Origin of the sequence: Marinomonas sp. SBI8L (assembly GCF_001624705.1) — a bacterium.
GTDB lineage: Bacteria > Pseudomonadota > Gammaproteobacteria > Pseudomonadales > Marinomonadaceae > Marinomonas.
In genome coordinates this window covers 76,022-92,627 of the sequence record NZ_JSEO01000016.1, presented here as the reverse complement: position 1 = coordinate 92,627, position 16,606 = coordinate 76,022, and the positions used below count along the sequence as shown (strand labels likewise).

General features: G+C 39.2%; 18 protein-coding genes. 7 read left to right on the top strand and 11 right to left on the bottom strand.

Going from position 1 to position 16,606, the window contains the following annotated elements; translation table 11 throughout:
• The first annotated feature begins 112 nt into the window (after positions 1-112).
• The 5 genes from OA91_RS20505 to OA91_RS24345 all read left to right on the top strand — a co-directional run bounded on the left by OA91_RS20505 (position 113) and on the right by OA91_RS24345 (position 5,670).
• A complete protein-coding gene (locus tag OA91_RS20505) occupies positions 113-946 on the top strand; it encodes a class I SAM-dependent methyltransferase (RefSeq protein ID WP_063339602.1) in 834 nt (277 codons plus the stop codon).
• On the top strand, positions 943-2,511 hold the full coding sequence (locus OA91_RS20500; protein ID WP_063339603.1) for a transporter substrate-binding domain-containing protein: 1,569 nt from the start codon (positions 943-945) through the stop codon (positions 2,509-2,511). Before OA91_RS20505 ends, OA91_RS20500 begins: the two co-directional genes overlap by 4 nt.
• Before the next feature lie 33 nt (positions 2,512-2,544).
• Positions 2,545-3,183, top strand: coding sequence for a hypothetical protein (locus OA91_RS20495; protein ID WP_063339604.1), 639 nt, complete (start codon positions 2,545-2,547; stop codon positions 3,181-3,183).
• Positions 3,180-5,318 carry a PDC sensor domain-containing protein gene (locus OA91_RS20490; protein WP_063339605.1) on the top strand — a complete coding sequence of 713 codons (2,139 nt, stop codon included), beginning with the start codon at positions 3,180-3,182 and terminating at the stop codon, positions 5,316-5,318. The genes OA91_RS20495 and OA91_RS20490 overlap by 4 nt, the downstream gene beginning before the upstream one ends.
• 88 nt (positions 5,319-5,406) lie before the next feature.
• The gene (locus OA91_RS24345) at positions 5,407-5,670 is read left to right on the top strand and encodes a hypothetical protein (RefSeq protein WP_157203872.1); all 264 of its coding nucleotides are present in this window, start codon (positions 5,407-5,409) and stop codon (positions 5,668-5,670) included.
• Between the two features lie 103 nt (positions 5,671-5,773).
• On the opposite strand, the gene OA91_RS20485 is transcribed toward OA91_RS24345, so the two are convergent.
• Positions 5,774-6,232 carry a BLUF domain-containing protein gene (locus OA91_RS20485; protein WP_046019571.1) on the bottom strand — a complete coding sequence of 153 codons (459 nt, stop codon included), beginning with the start codon at positions 6,230-6,232 and terminating at the stop codon, positions 5,774-5,776.
• A gap of 400 nt (positions 6,233-6,632) precedes the next feature.
• Complete coding sequence (locus tag OA91_RS20480) at positions 6,633-7,370, bottom strand: LysR family transcriptional regulator (protein ID WP_231870426.1); 738 nt, start codon at positions 7,368-7,370, stop codon at positions 6,633-6,635.
• 115 nt (positions 7,371-7,485) lie between these two features.
• Between OA91_RS20480 and OA91_RS20475 the strand changes: the two genes are divergently transcribed.
• A complete protein-coding gene (locus OA91_RS20475; protein ID WP_063339606.1) occupies positions 7,486-8,676 on the top strand; it encodes an NADH:flavin oxidoreductase/NADH oxidase family protein in 1,191 nt (396 codons plus the stop codon).
• A gap of 189 nt (positions 8,677-8,865) precedes the next feature.
• Here OA91_RS20475 and OA91_RS20470 read toward each other — a convergent pair whose 3' ends face one another.
• The 8 genes from OA91_RS20470 to OA91_RS20435 all read right to left on the bottom strand — a co-directional run bounded on the left by OA91_RS20470 (position 8,866) and on the right by OA91_RS20435 (position 14,871).
• Entirely contained in the window at positions 8,866-9,765 is a 900-nt protein-coding gene (locus OA91_RS20470; protein WP_063339607.1) for an AraC family transcriptional regulator, read from the bottom strand.
• A 112-nt stretch (positions 9,766-9,877) separates the two neighbouring features.
• Positions 9,878-10,519 carry a glutathione S-transferase family protein gene (locus OA91_RS20465; RefSeq protein ID WP_063339608.1) on the bottom strand — a complete coding sequence of 214 codons (642 nt, stop codon included), beginning with the start codon at positions 10,517-10,519 and terminating at the stop codon, positions 9,878-9,880.
• Between the two features lie 74 nt (positions 10,520-10,593).
• Positions 10,594-10,941, bottom strand: coding sequence for a VOC family protein (locus OA91_RS20460; protein WP_063339609.1), 348 nt, complete (start codon positions 10,939-10,941; stop codon positions 10,594-10,596).
• Positions 10,942-10,993: 52 nt separating this feature from the next.
• On the bottom strand, positions 10,994-11,458 hold the full coding sequence (locus OA91_RS20455; RefSeq protein ID WP_063339610.1) for a GNAT family N-acetyltransferase: 465 nt from the start codon (positions 11,456-11,458) through the stop codon (positions 10,994-10,996).
• A gap of 29 nt (positions 11,459-11,487) precedes the next feature.
• Positions 11,488-12,030 (bottom strand): GrpB family protein, encoded by a 543-nt coding sequence (locus OA91_RS20450; RefSeq protein ID WP_063339611.1) that lies wholly within the window; start codon positions 12,028-12,030, stop codon positions 11,488-11,490.
• Between the two features lie 41 nt (positions 12,031-12,071).
• Positions 12,072-13,040, bottom strand: a complete 969-nt coding sequence (locus OA91_RS20445; RefSeq protein WP_063339612.1) for a D-2-hydroxyacid dehydrogenase family protein — start codon at positions 13,038-13,040, stop codon at positions 12,072-12,074.
• Between the two features lie 114 nt (positions 13,041-13,154).
• Complete coding sequence (locus OA91_RS20440) at positions 13,155-13,847, bottom strand: hypothetical protein (protein WP_063339613.1); 693 nt, start codon at positions 13,845-13,847, stop codon at positions 13,155-13,157.
• Positions 13,848-13,989: 142 nt separating this feature from the next.
• Positions 13,990-14,871 carry a LysR family transcriptional regulator gene (locus OA91_RS20435; RefSeq protein ID WP_063339614.1) on the bottom strand — a complete coding sequence of 294 codons (882 nt, stop codon included), beginning with the start codon at positions 14,869-14,871 and terminating at the stop codon, positions 13,990-13,992.
• A 100-nt stretch (positions 14,872-14,971) separates the two neighbouring features.
• Here OA91_RS20435 and OA91_RS20430 point away from each other — a divergent pair, with 100 nt between their 5' ends.
• Entirely contained in the window at positions 14,972-15,733 is a 762-nt protein-coding gene (locus OA91_RS20430) for an SDR family NAD(P)-dependent oxidoreductase (RefSeq protein WP_063339615.1), read from the top strand.
• 179 nt (positions 15,734-15,912) lie between these two features.
• Here the strand turns inward: OA91_RS20430 and OA91_RS20425 are convergent, their stop codons facing one another.
• On the bottom strand, positions 15,913-16,215 hold the full coding sequence (locus tag OA91_RS20425) for an antibiotic biosynthesis monooxygenase family protein (protein WP_063339616.1): 303 nt from the start codon (positions 16,213-16,215) through the stop codon (positions 15,913-15,915).
• Positions 16,216-16,606: the final 391 nt, after the last annotated feature.

The window sequence follows — 16,606 nt, the reverse complement described above, 5'->3', positions numbered from 1 at the left end:
TGAATTCATCAAGCATTTGAGGAAGGTAAAAAGTCGTGTTATTCGCTTAAGAAATTCGTCTTAAGCCATAACAGGAGACAAGACAGATAAAGGCTTTAAAGGAAGAGTAATCATGAATAAGCATTATGAAAAAGATATGGCCGAGCAATACAATCAATACTATCAATCCGGTCTGTATAAAACCCGATACCCAAGTGCGAACCCTAATGTACTTAGCTTTATTCATACTCAGCTAAGCTTGCTCCCTATTAATCCCAAAAGCCAAGTTCTTGATTTTGGCTGTGGACAAGGACGCTATCTTTTAGCATTAGCAAATACCTATAACTTACACTTTATTGGCTACGACATTAGTGAAAGAGCCATTTCAGATTTAGAAGAGTTACTTCTGCTTAACCATAACACTAGCAACAAAATTCATTTATTTTGTAAGAAGCAAAAACTCGAAAAGTACTTAGAAGATTCCAAACCTATTTCACTTAGCCTCATGATGTTTGGCGTGCTTTCTCACATAACTCAAGCCTCAGAAAGGGTTAAGGTTTTAAAAGAAAACAAAGCACAACTCGCCTCTCAAGAAGGTGCTATTTTGCTGTCAGTGCCTAATCGCAGCCGTCGTTTTCTATTTAAACAAGCTTGGAATATTGTCAAAAATATCAGCTTAAAAAACAGTGAATCGATCCAATACCAGCGTAAAGGCAAGATTAAGCTCAACTACCACTTATACACCTTATCTAGCCTAAAGCAGGAACTAGCACTTGCAGGGCTAGAAGCCATCATCAGCCAAGCAGAAAGTATGCTGCCTGAAAAATGGGTGCTCTCTCACCCTCTTTTAGCCAAATTAGACAAGATTTTATGCCACCTTTTACCCATTCAATTTGCTTACGGTTTTCTCGTATTAGCAAAACCAAAACTTAAAAACTGCACCCAACAAGATAAGGAGGCTAGATGATGTTAAGGACCTTGATTAATCTATTTTTATTCGCCCTTTTATTCGCTATTTCTGGTTTATCTAGCCAGCTATATGCAGATACTTTAAGCCAGATCCAAGATAGGGAAGTCATTAGAATTGGGGTTAAGGTGGATTATCCTCCTTGGGGGATGCTATCACCTGAAGGTGACATTGTTGGTTTTGAGCCAGACCTAGCGGCATTAGTGGCGAAAGAACTAGGGGTAAAAGCTAAACTCAGATCGGTTACCAGTGGCAATCGCTTTCAATTGCTCGAAGAAGGCGAAGTAGACATGCTTATCGCAACCGTTGGAGATACCCAACAAAGACGAGAAAGAGTCAGCATGATAACCCCTCATTACTATCGTAGTGGGGTTACTGCATTAACGGCCAAATCATCCAATATCAAAAACTGGTCAGATTTATCCGGCGAGAAAGTCTGCCTATATGGCGGCTCATATTTTAACAAAACCCTCATTCAAGATTATCAAATCGAGCCCTTAATTCTATTTAACACAAGGGATGCTCAATTAGCCCTACTCACTAAAAAGTGTGTTGCTTGGGCCTATGATAATTCAGCCATCTATCATTTATTAAAATCGGATAGCTGGAAGGACTACCAGGCAGAACTACCAATTATCTATCCTATCTTATGGTCCTTAGTCGTCAATAAAGACCTCGATAGCCTTTCTCTAAAAAGGAAGCTTGAGAGTATCACTGTTAAATGGCAGCGAGATGCAACACTTTATAAATACGCAACTAAATGGCTTTTACCTGATAGAGCCTATCTCGCGGATAGAACAAAATTATGGAATCAAAAAACTGACAGGGGAGATTACTTATGCCGTTTTAATGCGGATTACCATCTCCCTGAAGCTTGTGATCAGTACCCAAAAGACAAACCCGTTGAAAACAACTATTGGTGGCCATTTGATCAACACGATACAAATTGGCTTATCTTGGCTTTCACTCAGACCTTATTATTTACCTTGGCAGTGGTCATACTCACCTTGGTATTTGCCTATATCTTTACCCTCTTTTCTCTGCTTTCTAACCCCTATATACGTAAGACGATTAATAGCATCATCAATGTACAACGCAGCGTTCCACCTATTGTCTTGTTGTATCTACTCTATTTTGGGTTATTTTCTTATCACTATAGCCACCCCTTGATGCTAGACCTTCTTTCTGGAGGAGCAGTAACAACAGCACTGATCGTGCTCTCGCTTTATACCGCAGCAGGGATAAGCAGCTTGCTAGAAGATGCCATAGCATCACAAAATAAAAGACGCCAATTAAGCACACTGAATACTGCTTTTCTTGAAGGAAAACACGGCATTATTGCCAACTTGATTAACTTGGTAAAAGCCTCAGCTATGGCAAGCGCCCTTTCTGTACCCAATGCCATTCTTGTCACTACCAGTCTGGTTGCCTCTCAAGGCCATACTCTGTTTTTAATGACGCTGCTTATGCTGTTTTACTTCTTCGAGGTCATGCTTTTTAGCAAAACAATAGAGTATTTATTTAGGCTAATTCCCCAAGCGAAGCGCCCTCAATTAGAAAACTAACAACATAGTATTAATTTGTTTAAAGGATGAATCATGACAATTTACTATCTCATCAGTTTATTTCCCGTTTTTATGCAAGCATTTAGCTTAAACATTGTGATTACCTTGTGTGCCATGGCTCTTGGCATAATGACAGGCTTATACATTACTAAACTCCACTTAAGCCGATTTAAGTTGATTCAGCTAATCGCCAAAAGTTTTCTACTTGTGTTTAGAAATGTGCCAAGTTTTGTTTTGCTCTTCTACCTTGCGCTTATTATTCCAACGCAATTTAGTCTGGCTAGCATGCACTTTCAAATCCCCGTCATAGCAAAAGCCGTTTTTGCGCTAGGCGCTCCTGTAACCGGCTTTGCTTGCGGTTATTTTTTAGAGGCTCGAACACAAAATAAAGCCTTTCAACTCGCTCCTTGGAGCCAATACTTTATTGTCATCCTGATGGCCTCAACGACCTCATCCATCATAGGCGTAAAGGAAATCATGGCTACAGCAAATGCCACTATTGCGATTTCTGGGGATAGTCAAATGGTCATTCCTATTTATAGCTTGGTTGCACTCTGGTTTATCAGTTGTAGCTTAATCTGTTCTTGGTTAATCAAGCGTTTTGATCAGGTCTTACTCCAGCGCTTTAATAACAAGGCCCAATTGAATGCTCAGGAGGGTGACAAAGAGTGAAGCAGGGAGAACTTAGCCAGGATGGCATCACAACTCATCAAAGATTAAACAAAAGGCGGATTAGGTACTGGCAGTTCAGTTTATTGCTGGCTGCTGCTCTGTTTTTATCTGCTGGTTTGTATATACAGCAAATACAAAAACACACTGTATTAACTCAAGATGCTCTATTAGTACAGGCGATTGTAGAGCAAGGAAATAACGCCAGTTTAGAGATTAGCCAACAATTTAATACCATTAAGCAAGCCACTTCAGATATTGCTTATCAGCTTTCCCAAAGCAACTTAAGCGATAACCAAATTAGAGCACTCATTAAAGACAAGGTGCTAGCAACCAAGGGAGCTTTTAGAGGTGGCGTTGTCTTTAAAAAAGATCGCTTTAGTCCAGCAGTACCTCTGTACTCTCCGTTTTATCAAAAAGGAGCCAATAACCAGCCAAAACAGGCCTTATCTGATAAGTATGATTATACCCTTGCCGATGATGCTAACTCCGGCAGACCTAGAACCTTTTGGTTTCATCAACCTTTAAAAGAAGGCCCTATGTGGTTAGCCCCCTATTACGGCACTTCTGCTAAAAGTTGGATTGCAGAGTTTATACGGCCATTTTCATCAAACTATGACAACAAGGCTGACAATGGCTATGACGGTATTATTTTCCTTAATTTATCATTGTCTGGTCTTAGTCAGATCGTTTCACAATTGGACCTCGCACAAAGTGGCTTTGGCTTTATTCTAACTGTCAATGACGAACTCATTTCTTATCCTGTAGCAGATTATCTAGGGCAGGATATTCATAAACTTAAACAGGATAATAGTTTTTTTAAAACCATTCTCGCCCAAAGAGAAAAAGGCCCTATTACCTCCTTCATCCACCCCATAAATAAAAAAGAATGCTGGTTATTTTTTAGTGAAGTATCAGGCACTAAAGACACACTAGGCATACTGGTTTGGGCTGATGAGTTAAGAGCCGAACAAGCCCTGAGTAATGGTTTATCATCGCTACATAAACTGCCTCAACTCTTATTTCTAATCTCTGGCATTTTGTTACTCAGTTGCCTCAAGTTTCCCCATAAACTCATTAATCTAGGATATCGTTTTTCTATTCTTATCAGCTGTGTCATGTTCATAAGCTTAATTAATATGTGGGCGGATAAACTGAATAATGAACTTAGTTTAGTCACAGCGAACCAAGTCTTTGAAAAAGTAAATGTGAATAATTTCATCTTAAAACACGCCCCAGATCCAAGCTTTAAAAGGCCTTCTCTTTCACAAACTGAAGTCGGCTTTAATATCAATGCAATCACTCAGCTAGATCCAGGTACGATTCAAGTGTTGGGAGATATCAGCTTATCTAAACTAGATAATGAGTATGAAGAACCGCCCGTCTTTTTCCCGCTTGCCATAGACACACAATGGGAGAAGCTAGCAAGCAAAGATAATCTGCAAAAATGGAAGTTTACCTCTGAGATAAGGCAACCTTTCAATTACGCCTCTTTCCCCTTTGATATGGAAGAAATCAAAATCCAAATTGAAGGCAAAAACCAAATAGCCAAACATATATTAGTGCCAAAATTTAGCATGTATCAGAGCATGAACCCTGAAGATTTACCTGGCATTAATCAAAATGGTTTAGAGCTTAGCGGATGGCAAATAAAGCAAAGTTACTTTAGCTATCAGGATCTTAATGAAAACTTAGATCAAAAAGCATTACTCTCTTTCAACCTTGTGATTAAAAGAGTCATTACAGGTCCCGTTATCACCCACCTACTCCCGCTTATAATGGTTAGTTGCTTGGCTTTTTGCACCTTACTCTTATGGACCAAAAACGAAGCCAAAATCACGCTTTGGGGCTTTAGCAGCTCAACGGTACTTGAACAGTGTGCCGCTTTGTTTTTTATACTGGTCATTTCACACGTTTCATTAAGGGACGAGCTAGAAGCAAAAGACATGATTTTTCTTGAGTATTTCTATTTCGGAACCTACGCACAAATTGTCTTCGTAGCTGTCGCAGCCATTCTTTATACCTCAGATATACAAAGTCGAATTCTCGATTTTAAAGAAGGGCTTATTTTAAAGATGCTCTATTGGCCTATTTGCTTCGCTTTTTGCATCGCTATCACGCTCATCAACCTACAATAACCCTTTGATTACAAAAGTTATAATTGAATTCATTTTTAAAATGCTATTGTTCAGATTTTGTTATTAAGTTGATGGGGCTTCGATTTTAGTGGCACGAAGTTCCTCTTTGTTCTTTATCTTAATTCTTTCGAATACTTCGTTACGAAATGCATTAGAGGCCAAAGGCATTATCTTTTTAGTGTTCTATTATTTAGCCTGTTACAGCTTGCTTATATGTGTCACTATTTCGTCAATGCTTTACCTTTCTAATAGCAGAAACTATCTCATTGATTATCAAGATGGCCTGCTATTAAAAGTCTTGTATTGGCCTTACTTCCTATTATTCTGCATTATGACAACGCTTATTCAATAGCAATAAAGTAATATATAAATTAAGAGCTATTTTTAACTAATTGATATAATAGAAAAAACCACCGAATATGTGGTTTTTCTTTAAGCTTATAAACATTTAATAGTTAATTAATCGATGTACGCCACTTTCCATCTTTAAAGGCAGATAAGAGTTTTTTGGCTCTGCCTTCATCCAACTCTACAAAGGTATTGTTAGTTTGGAAAAAGTCATTTAACCCATCAATACTTTGCAAATCACTTCTTGAGGCGCCAGAATATCCCATAGTCCATTCAGAAAAATCCCTTTCCTCTATATCTTCGTAAATAATTTTGACGACTTTATCATGCCTTTTGTCATTTTGGATTGTTTTTAGAAGTCGCGCTACAACTTGTGGGTCACCTTCTAGTACTTGGAAAAATGATCCTTCGTCATATAACAACATCCCCGAAACACCTAATTTATCATTGTTTCTTCTAGCCTTTTCAAGCAGCTCGGTAATGTCTTCTGGTGTAAACTCAATTGTTGATGCACTAGTATAAATACAGTGAACTAAATCTTCTTTTTTTTCTTCTTCAGCTTCCATATAAAACCTCCATCATCACTAAAATTAATTTGGTTTGTTCTCACTCCCGATTAAACCAATAAGCCAACTTATGTCAGTTTAATAAACATGAATTAAAGCAAGAGCTTACTCTAATTCTAAAAAGTATAGTCGATTAAAAATATAAGACTTTAAATTTATGTAAGAAAGCATCAAATCAGGAAACACTGATTAAGTTGATCGACTTATCATAACGAGGAGCTAACACTCGCAGGCTTTAACTAAAGACTTTTATAAGTTCAAAACACTTTTCCCTCAATAGCTCTCTAAAGATGATAACTGAAGGTGTTACATGTGCCTTATTTGGACAGATCAAATAAAGCTCAACGGGTGGAGACTCATAGCAGGTTAGCAAAGGTTGTAATTGACCTAACTTTAGCTCTTACGCAATATCAATTTCAGATCGATAAGCAATACCATGACCAGCAAGCGCCCATCGCTTTACTATATCCGTATCATTACAAACTCGGTTACCTGATACTTTTACTTTATAGTTTGAAGCTGACTGACTATATTCCCAATGGTCAAATAATCGATCATTTATTCGGTACAACAAACAAGTATGATCTCTAAGCTCCTCTGGATGCTTTGGCTTACCATAAGTGGCTAGATAATCAGGAGAAGCGCAGGTTATTCGTTTTAAAGTTGCTATATGAAACGCGACTAAGTTCGAATCCTGAGGCTTGCCATATCTAAGAGCTAGATCTACCTTATCCTCAAAAAAGTTTGAAAGGGTATCACTTACAGTTAAATCAATTGCCAAAGCAGGATATTGCCCTAATATCTCATCTATCCATGGTATCAAGATATTTCTGCCTAAATCAGATGATACAGATAACCTTAAATTTCCCGCTATGCTTCCCATAGACTCATTGGCATTCACAACACCTAGCTCTAAAGAAGCTAGCGCCTGCTGGCAATGAAACAGGAATTTTTCACCTGCAAGCGTGATACGTAACTGCCTAGTACTACGAATAAAAAGCTGCACCCCAAGCTGTTGCTCCAAACGTTTAAGCGCGGAGCTTGCTGCTGCTGTTGTAATACCAGCCTGCTTGGCCGAAGCCGTAATACTGCCAGATTGAGCTATTTGCACAAACAATGTGAGATCAGATGTATTCATTATCAACTTATTTTTAACAGTCTATTAATCATTACCCTGTTTTTAGTTTATCTAAAAATATCAATAATAGCGCTATGAAACTATATGGCTCCCACATACAGCAAAGGGCAAAGCAATGGATAGAATACACACCTTACTTGAACAACCTCTTACCCTACCCTGCGGTGCGGTATTAAAAAATAGATTAGCAAAATCCGCCATGTCTGACTCATTAGGCGACGGAGAAGCCAATCCAACGCAAGCTCAGATAAGGCTTTATGAAAGATGGGCACAAGGCGGTATCGGTTTATCCATCATAGGAGAAGTGCAAATTGACCCAAGATACCCTGAAAAGCCAGGCAACCTCAGTCTCACAAAACATTCGGATAAAGAAGCCTTAAGGCGACTCACTCAAAGGGCAAGTATTACAGGCGCACATATATGGCCACAACTTGGCCATGCAGGGGCCTTATCTCACGCGCCTATCAGTCAAGCTAAAGGCCCATCTGCACTAGATGTAGGCACACTTCACTGCGAAGGTATGACGATAGAAGAGATAGAGAGCTTACCTGCAAGTTATGCCAAGGCTGCCAGCATTGCCAAAGAGGTCGGATTTACTGGCGTACAAATTCATGCAGGCCATGGCTTTTTATTAAGCCAATTCATTTCCCCTTTGTTTAACCTAAGGGACGACAAATACGGCGGTAGTATCAAAAATCGCTGTCGTATTATATTGGCTATTATTGAGGCTATTCGCCTTCAAGTCGGGCCCAACTACCCCATTGGTATCAAAATTAATGCATCGGATTTACTTGAAGGCGGCTTAACAGAAGAAGATGCCTTGGCACATGTTAGCTTGTTAGAGAAAACCAGTTTGGACCTGATTGAAATTAGCGGAGGCACCTATTTTCCTGGTGCAAAGTCTAGCTCAGATAGCTCAAGCAAAGGGGTTTATTACAAGACCTTTGCTAAAAGAGCAAAAAACCTTACCTCTATTCCCCTCATGGTGACAGGTGGCGTCAAGTCTTTATCCGATGCCAGCACCCTGTTGCAAGATATGAGTGCAGACCTAGTAGGCTTGGCCCGCGCTATGGTGCTCAACCCGAACCTCCCTAACGATTGGTTTGCTGGCATCCATCAAACACTGAATTTTCCTCGTTTTGATTCACCCCCAACAGAAGGTATTACTGCTTGGTACACAATGCGAATCAATGCGATCGCCATGGACGAAGAGCAAAACTTTTCTCCACCTTTAGCTCTCGCACTAAAGCAGTATTTAGAAAGGGATGAAGAGCACACGCAAAGATGGAAAAAAGCATTCCTTTAGCACTCATTAGTGTCATGGCATTAAAGGGTAATTTGCCCATTCTCTAACATCATACTCAACTAATGGGAGGGATGATGTGTTCTAAGCAATGCTCTTTTTATGAAGACAAAAGGCAAGAGACAAGCCTCAGAAATGAGCCTTGTCTCTGAGGACAGTCTCAGGTCAAAAAAGTCATCGCATTAAGCTATTCTAACGACTTGTCTGAACCGGTATCCAAGTTTCAAAATAAGAGTTTTCTGAATCAGGATCAAACCTTTCATCATACACTTCAATACTAAAGTCACTCGACATCTTATAGTCTGACTCCACTAACCATTGTCCACAAAATGCGTCTAGGGTATTACTTAAATCAGAGAGTTTGCCATGATGAGGAATAATGGCATAAAGCTGCTCATTAACCTCTTTTTTGATCCCTTTTTTGTGCATCTGAGCCTGACTAGAATCAATTGCTGCCAAATAAGCTAGATCTCCTTTTGCTTTATCATCACTCTCATAAATTAACCCATAACCTATTAAGTTAGCTTGCTTAATAAATACGTCATCCTGCATTAATGATTGCCAAAGTTTTGGAATCCGTTCGAGATTATTTGCTTTTGAACTATCAAAACCATTGAAGTAGCCCTGCACGCCCTCTAGTAAGATCGCACTTTTATGCTCAACTTTAATCGTCATCGCCTTGCTCCACTTGTAATGTTTAGGAATAAATAAGTCGAAACTTACCTTGTCTACAACAGCTCGTTGACGATATTGAACTGGAGTCATAGTAAAATGCGTTTTAAAGGCTCTAGAAAAGGCGGCTTGACTACTAAACCCTGACGCGAGAGCAACATCTAGCACGCCTTGATTAGTCTCCAATAAGAGCTTTGCGCCATAGCAAATACGACGCTCTCTTAAATGCTCTTTTAAGCTAATGCCCACTAATGCGCTGAAAGTCCTTTGTAACTGCCAACGCGATAAACCAAGCTTTTCACTTAAAAATTGAACACCTAATACATCCACATCATGTTGGTTTATCTCATTAACCAAGCTAACTAAAAACGCTTTAGCCTTACTCACTTTACATTCCTTTTCTTTCTCATCAACAGACACAGGATATCCATTCCACCAAGGTGATGTTTGATTCTAGGGTGCAAAATCAAATAAGTTTTGATTCTGGAAAAATGAAAAATAACAAAGCAAGGTGCTTGATTAGTTTGAAGGATTAAAAATCTTCACGACCTTTTAACTCACTGTAATCACTCATAATCCATGTTTTATAGCCCGGTCTTTTGCTTAATTTGTCAAACCATTTTTGAGTATTTGAGGGTAATGAGATAGAAAGCCCCTGTGTCGTCAAACGATACAGGACTGCTCCAACACAAATATCGGCAAGAGACATTGATGAACCTGCAAGATAATGCGTTTCTTTTAATTGAGCTTCAATCTGCCCAAGGCATTGTTGACATTTAACTAGATTTAACTCAACTGTTTTCATATCTCTTTTAGCTGGGGGCATTCGATAGAAGCCCCAAAAAGTTGCCATGAAAACGGGTTGAAAAGTCACCTGAGACCAGTCCATCCAACGCTCATATAAAGACTGGCTATAAGGACTTCCCTGACACCATAGCTGTGGTGAGTATTCAGCAATAAGGTATCTCATTATGGTATGAGACTCCCAAATATGTCTTTCACCATCAATTAAAACTGGGACCTTCTTCATAGGGTTTAACTGCTGAAAATCCTCAGTCTCCAACCCACCAAAACGCCCACCTAATTCCACGAGTTCATAATTTATGCCAAGCTCTTCAAGTAACCAGAGCACTTTTTGAACATTAAAAGAGGTGATTCTTCCAAACAGTTCCATGTAAATCCCTTTTTAAAAAAACCTTAACACTGAATTGTCAGTATGAACTAAGCAATACTGTTGGCCACGTAATGCTATCGACCACGTAACCCAATCAAGTTACCAAAAGGGTCCTCGATTTGGCACATTCTCAGCCCTTCTTCTATCGCCATAGGCCCACGATATAACTTTGCACCAAGAGATTCAAAGTGTTCTAAGGCGTCATTAACCGAGCTCACCGGCCAATATAAAACACTCCCCGCTTTTCCTGATCCAACCTTAGCGTCAGCTTTGACTATCTCAATCATGAATCCACTAATATCCAAAAGCCTCATATCAAATGCTTCCAAATACCTCTCCTTCGCATTAGGAAAAGCTTTTTTATACCAATCAAAACCTTGGTTAACATCAACAACATGGATCAATACACTTACAGGTTTCATAAAAGTACTTTTATAGAATTAGGAGACAATCAGCAGAATGACAAAATTTGACTTACTCTACCGCCAATTGGTAACTGATAAATTTATTACCATATAGCTCGGTTTCTTGAACGGATTTAGCTATTTTCTTTAAGAACCTGTACTCGGGGCGAGTATGTAAAAAATGAATGTAGACGTCTTCATGTTTGAACTCTCTTGCCCACTGCATCATATCTTTAAACACGCGCTTTCCTAGGCCCCAATGGCTGTCATCAATGATAATAGCAATTTCATACTGGCCCTCTTCGTATTGGATCGCGCACCAACCAGCCAGTTTTCCATCACACAAAATCCCTCTCGCTTTACAGCCAGCTTCATTATCAAGTGCACGTTTCGTTGCCATCCATTGGGCTAATGTCTCGGGCGTAAAAAGAGCATGCGCCATCAGATGCTCTCGCACCCTTTGACTATTTACTAAGGGGAGGAATGCTTCCTGATCAATGTCATCGAATTTAATATATTCTATTTTTGCCTTCATAGATTTCCCCCTAATAAACAAACGTTGCTTTATCTATTTTTGAACCAAGCCAATGCCTCTGCTTCATGCTTAACCACAAAGTCGTTTTTATGCTCACAGTATTGATCAATACTATGGGAGTAGAGGGTCGCACCTTCTTTTTTGATTCTTGCATAATCCTTTGCGACCTCAGGAAATGCAGACAAATAATCACGGAACGCAAGGTGTCGAATAGCATGGTCAGACCCCTTTAGAAACGCATGTATTTGATGCGTACGTTCCGTTTCACCTCGTTGAAAATAGCGACGCCCCTTAATGCCATATTCACCTTTTACTTGATAACCGATCGCAGCGAGCTTGTCTGAATCAAGATCAAGCGATTCCAAGCTTTCTACTTCTAATAGAATATCAATAATAGGTTTAGCGCTAAGCCCTACAACAGAGGTACTACCAATATGGAGTATATTAAAGGGTTGAGAATACACTTGGACGCCTTCACCCGAAAACTGAGATAAGATCAGCGCCTTTTCCTTTTCAAACTCATTTACCCAGTTCGGGTTGTAATCCACCACTTCGATAATACGCAAGGCCATTCATCCTTCTTTAAAACCTGTTTAATTAGACTTTTCAGACACTAAGTCTTTCTAGCCACTAGATTTTTTGCTTCGCCATTTGCAAAGGCTAAAACATTTTCAAATGCTATTTTGAAATACAACTCATAGCTCTTCTGCTCTACATAACCTAAATGCGGTAAAGCGGTGACATTTTCTAACCCAATTAATGGCTCGTTTTCAAGATTCGCGGGTTCATTTTCATAAACATCAATAGCCGCTTTCTTTGACGGATTCTGACTGAGCTCTCGATATAAAGCTTCCTTTTCAACCAATTCTGCACGGCTAATATTGACGAATAAGGAATCTGACTTCATCTTGGCAAGATCAGCAGAAGTAACACATTCTCTGGTGACCTCGTTTAAACGCAAATGCAAGGTTAAAATATCAGCACTTTCAAAAAACTCACCTTTTGACTCTGCTGCATCAAAACCATCTTCAATCGCAGCTTGGCGTGAGCTTTCACTCCCCCACACTAGCACCTTCATATCAAATACTTTGGCATACTGGGCAATACGTTTACCTATTTTACCGTACCCCCAAATACCTAAGGTTAATCCGTTTAAAGATCGACCCAACCCCATATTCCCAGAGTCTTGCCATTGGTTATTTGCTAAATTCGCACTATAAGCAGGAATATGACGAGACGCAGCCATAATCAAGGCCCAACACAACTCTGAAGGGGCAACCGGAGAGCCAACCCCTTCTGCCACTTCAACCCCATACTGATGACAAACACTCGGGATAATATGATTACTCACCTTGCCGGTTTGGCTTATCAGTTTCAAATTAGGCAAGCGAGATAAGAGAGATTCACTGATCTCAGTACGCTCTCGAATCAAGACTAAAATCTCAACATCCACTAATTTTTGCACCAATTCATCTTCAGGCAATGATTGGTTTAGCACTAAGACATTATGTCCTTCTAACAAAGAAAAACAGTTAAGTTGCCTAACCACATCTTGATAATCATCTAAAATAGCAATCTTCATAAATATTCCTTTGTTTAGGTATTCATAAATAGTTAGTCAATCAAATTAGCACCTTGTACTTAAGCTTCATTCAGATAGCTACCACTTAATAGAGCCCTATCCCTTAGTAGAGACTTATAACTCAATGAGACGATACTCTTTGCCATTTTCATCGGCGTAAATATCATCTTCAATTTGGGTCAACTTAAGCTCAAGTGGCTTTTGAGCAGCCTTACTTTTACGGCTGTTTTGTAATGCACTCTCTAATTTATATTCTGCTTTTTTGTCTAGTTTAGAGAAGATTGGAATTAGCAGGCTAACCAAAGCAACTATGATAGCTAAGGTAATCAGTAGCCTGAAATAGACTTCTGAAACCATACGCTCATCCCAAATAAGAACCATCATTAACAAAGACATAATGGAAACTGAGATAGCCGCAAGATAACGCAGCCAAAATCGTTTTTCTATCAGAGGAGGCAAGTTAAGCAGTAACACATGGGCAAAAGCAAAAGTCACGATTAATGAACTAAAGCACAAGCGCCAAATGTTATTTCCTCTCACCTCACTCCAAATTAAAAATAAAGTGAGAGACAAACTCACTAGCGCAGATATTATTCCAATACCACCAGCCAGCTTAATCTTGGTCTTTTCAATATGAGCACCACATGCCATCGCACACATACTTGCCATTGAAATAGACAGAGTTGTTAACAATACCCTGATTTCAAAGTCCCCAAACTCTCCGAATAACACTAGCCAAATAGAAAATATTGCCGTTAGAATCAAAAAACCGATTGAGACTTTAAGTGCGCTTTTTTTGATTTCCATTCAAATTCCCTTTTACTGTAACAATAAGCATGCCGTTTATACCTCAAACAGTTCATCAAGGCGATAAAAATACTATTTTAAAACACGCTAAATACCAACTTTAAATAGCGCTAATTAAGGTGGTCATAAAAGAAGTGTTTCTTCATAGGCTAAACGTTTTTAATGCAAAATTTATAAAGCTTCTGGTTCTAGGAGTCATATGTTGATCCTGATAATAAATCATAGATAACGGTTTCTTTCCTAATTCCCAATCGGGTAATAACTGGATAAGACGTCCTGCTTTTATATCAGCATCAAGTAACACTTTTGGTTGAATAACAATGCCTAATCCAGCTAAAGCCGCATTCAAGATCGCATGACTATTGTTAACTTTTACCATAGAGGTTAGAACTACCTGCGCAGTAACATCCTTCTTATAAAAAGTCCAAGTTAGCCTCTGAGATGGCGTAAATGTTATCAATTGGTGTGTCGCTAAATCATCAGGGAGGGAAGGTGTTCCAAATTTATCTAGATAATCAGGCGAAGCACATACAATCACCTCATACGGCATTAAATTTCGCTGAATTAAACGGCTATCGGGTATATCACCAATTCGAAATGCGATATCAAAACCTTCCTCTATCAGATCCAGATTACTATCACTCAGAACAAGATCGATTGAAACAAGAGGCGAAAGGTCACGATAGGACTTTAATGCAGGCATAAGAACTGAAGAACCAAAGGTAATTGGTGCTGTAATTCGTAAATTTCCTCTTGCTTCATAATGCTGTGTTTCTGCTGCCAGTTCAGTTAAAGCAACTCGCTCTAAAATATCCTTACATTGAGCTAAGTAGCTCACACCAAAATCAGTCAAGTGTTGGCGCCTTGTTGTACGGTTAAGCAAACGTGCTTGTAATCTAGACTCTAATGCTGCGATATGTTGCCCAACCATCGCAGGCGATAGATTAAGTTGATTTGCAGCAGCACTCATTGAACCTGATTGCACTGTTGTTACAAAAACCTGCATCGAGCGAAATAAATCCATTTGATAGTCCTACTTTATAGTGAATAAAGAATATCAGCATTTAATTACTATTCTTATAAAATTAAGATCTTTTTCACACCAATCAAATGAGAAAAAGGTCATGCAAACATCACAATTTAAGAACAAAACAATTTTAATTACAGGCGCTGGTTCAGGGATGGGTAGACAGACTGCTCTCCAGCTAGCATCAGAAGGAGCACAACTAGCCTTAATAGGTCGGCAATTAGAACCTCTTGCGACACTCTCAAATGAACTTAAGAAAATGGGAGTAGACTCACTTGCTATAACTTGTGATATCAGTATTGAGGAATCGGTGATTCTGACGATAGAAAAAATTAAAACTCATTTCGGTAAGTTAGATGGGGTGTTTGCCAATGCTGGAATACTGGGCGACTTTAAAACATTAGCAGAAACTGAAAAAGATGACTTTATTACCCTTTTTAATACCAATCTTCTTGGCACCTTTTTTACTATTAAACATAGCCTTTCGCTGATGGCTCAGGGATCAATCGTCATCAATGCTTCTTGGACTGCGAATGCTGTTATGCCAGGCGCTGGAGCTTATGCGTCTACCAAAGGTGCTATTTTAGCCATGATGAAAACCTTAGCCATTGAACAAGGTCCTAATAACATTAGAGTCAATGCGATTAACCCAGGAATTATACTCACGCCAATGGCCGAAGAAGTACTTGATCAAGCGTTATCTACACGCCTTGCGCAACAAGCTGCATTAAAACGTAATGGAACTCCAGAAGATGTGGCAGGTACCGTCGCTTGGCTTCTTTCTGATAACTCACCTTTTGTAACAGGGCAAGAAATAACCATAGATGGCGGATACTCAATAGGTGGGGTTCGACTATGAAGTTAGCAAGATTAAAGGTGTCAGCTAGCTTTTATAATTAGATTGCTTGAACTTAGAAATAGTTCTTTGAGAAGAGAGTTACCCACTTTGATTGTATGGGGTTAACCCAGTATAAAAATCAAACAAGGAAGCTCTCAATTCTCAAATTACTAATTCGTTTATTTAACGCTATCAAAGGCTTATATCACCACTTCAAATAGCTCTAATTGAGGTGGCCCTAAATAAATTTCACGTCGATTCCCAGCGTTTGCATGAGCTTTTCTAAAAGCGTCAGACTTGGTCCAAGCTTCAAAGTCTGCTTTAGATTCCCAAGTTGCATGGGAAGCGAACAAGGTAAACTCGTCGTTCGTCTCAGCTTGTAAAAGGTTAAAGCTCACAAAACCAGGCACGGTTTTTAACAGGCTGTCACGTCCTTCCCAGATAGCTAGAAAGTCTTCTTCAAAACCAAGTTTGATCTTAAAACGATTCATTGCAATAAACATTTCGACCTCATTAATTGAAAGTTAGTGGTGATTCTTAGATTGCTTCATTCAAAGTACTGCCTAATAAGCCACTGAATCATATCTTTTCTTCAGCGTTATCACACTTAAAGCGACAGCGTGTTTTAACTTATTTAAAGTTTCATTTTCACTGCTTCAGTGGTTCAGTGGTTCAGTGGTTCAGTGGTTCAGTGGTTCAGTGGTTCAGTGGTTCAGTGGTTCAGTGGTTCAGTGGTTCATAGAGTGTCACGCTTTCTCCCAATAGCCCAGCAGAAAATTATGCTTTATTTATTGGTATTTTCTCTTAAATCAATCACAGAAAGCTAAGCTTAATTTTAGTTTTATTAGGTTAGGGTAACTTGCGGATATGCCGATTCAAAACTACGCTTGATCC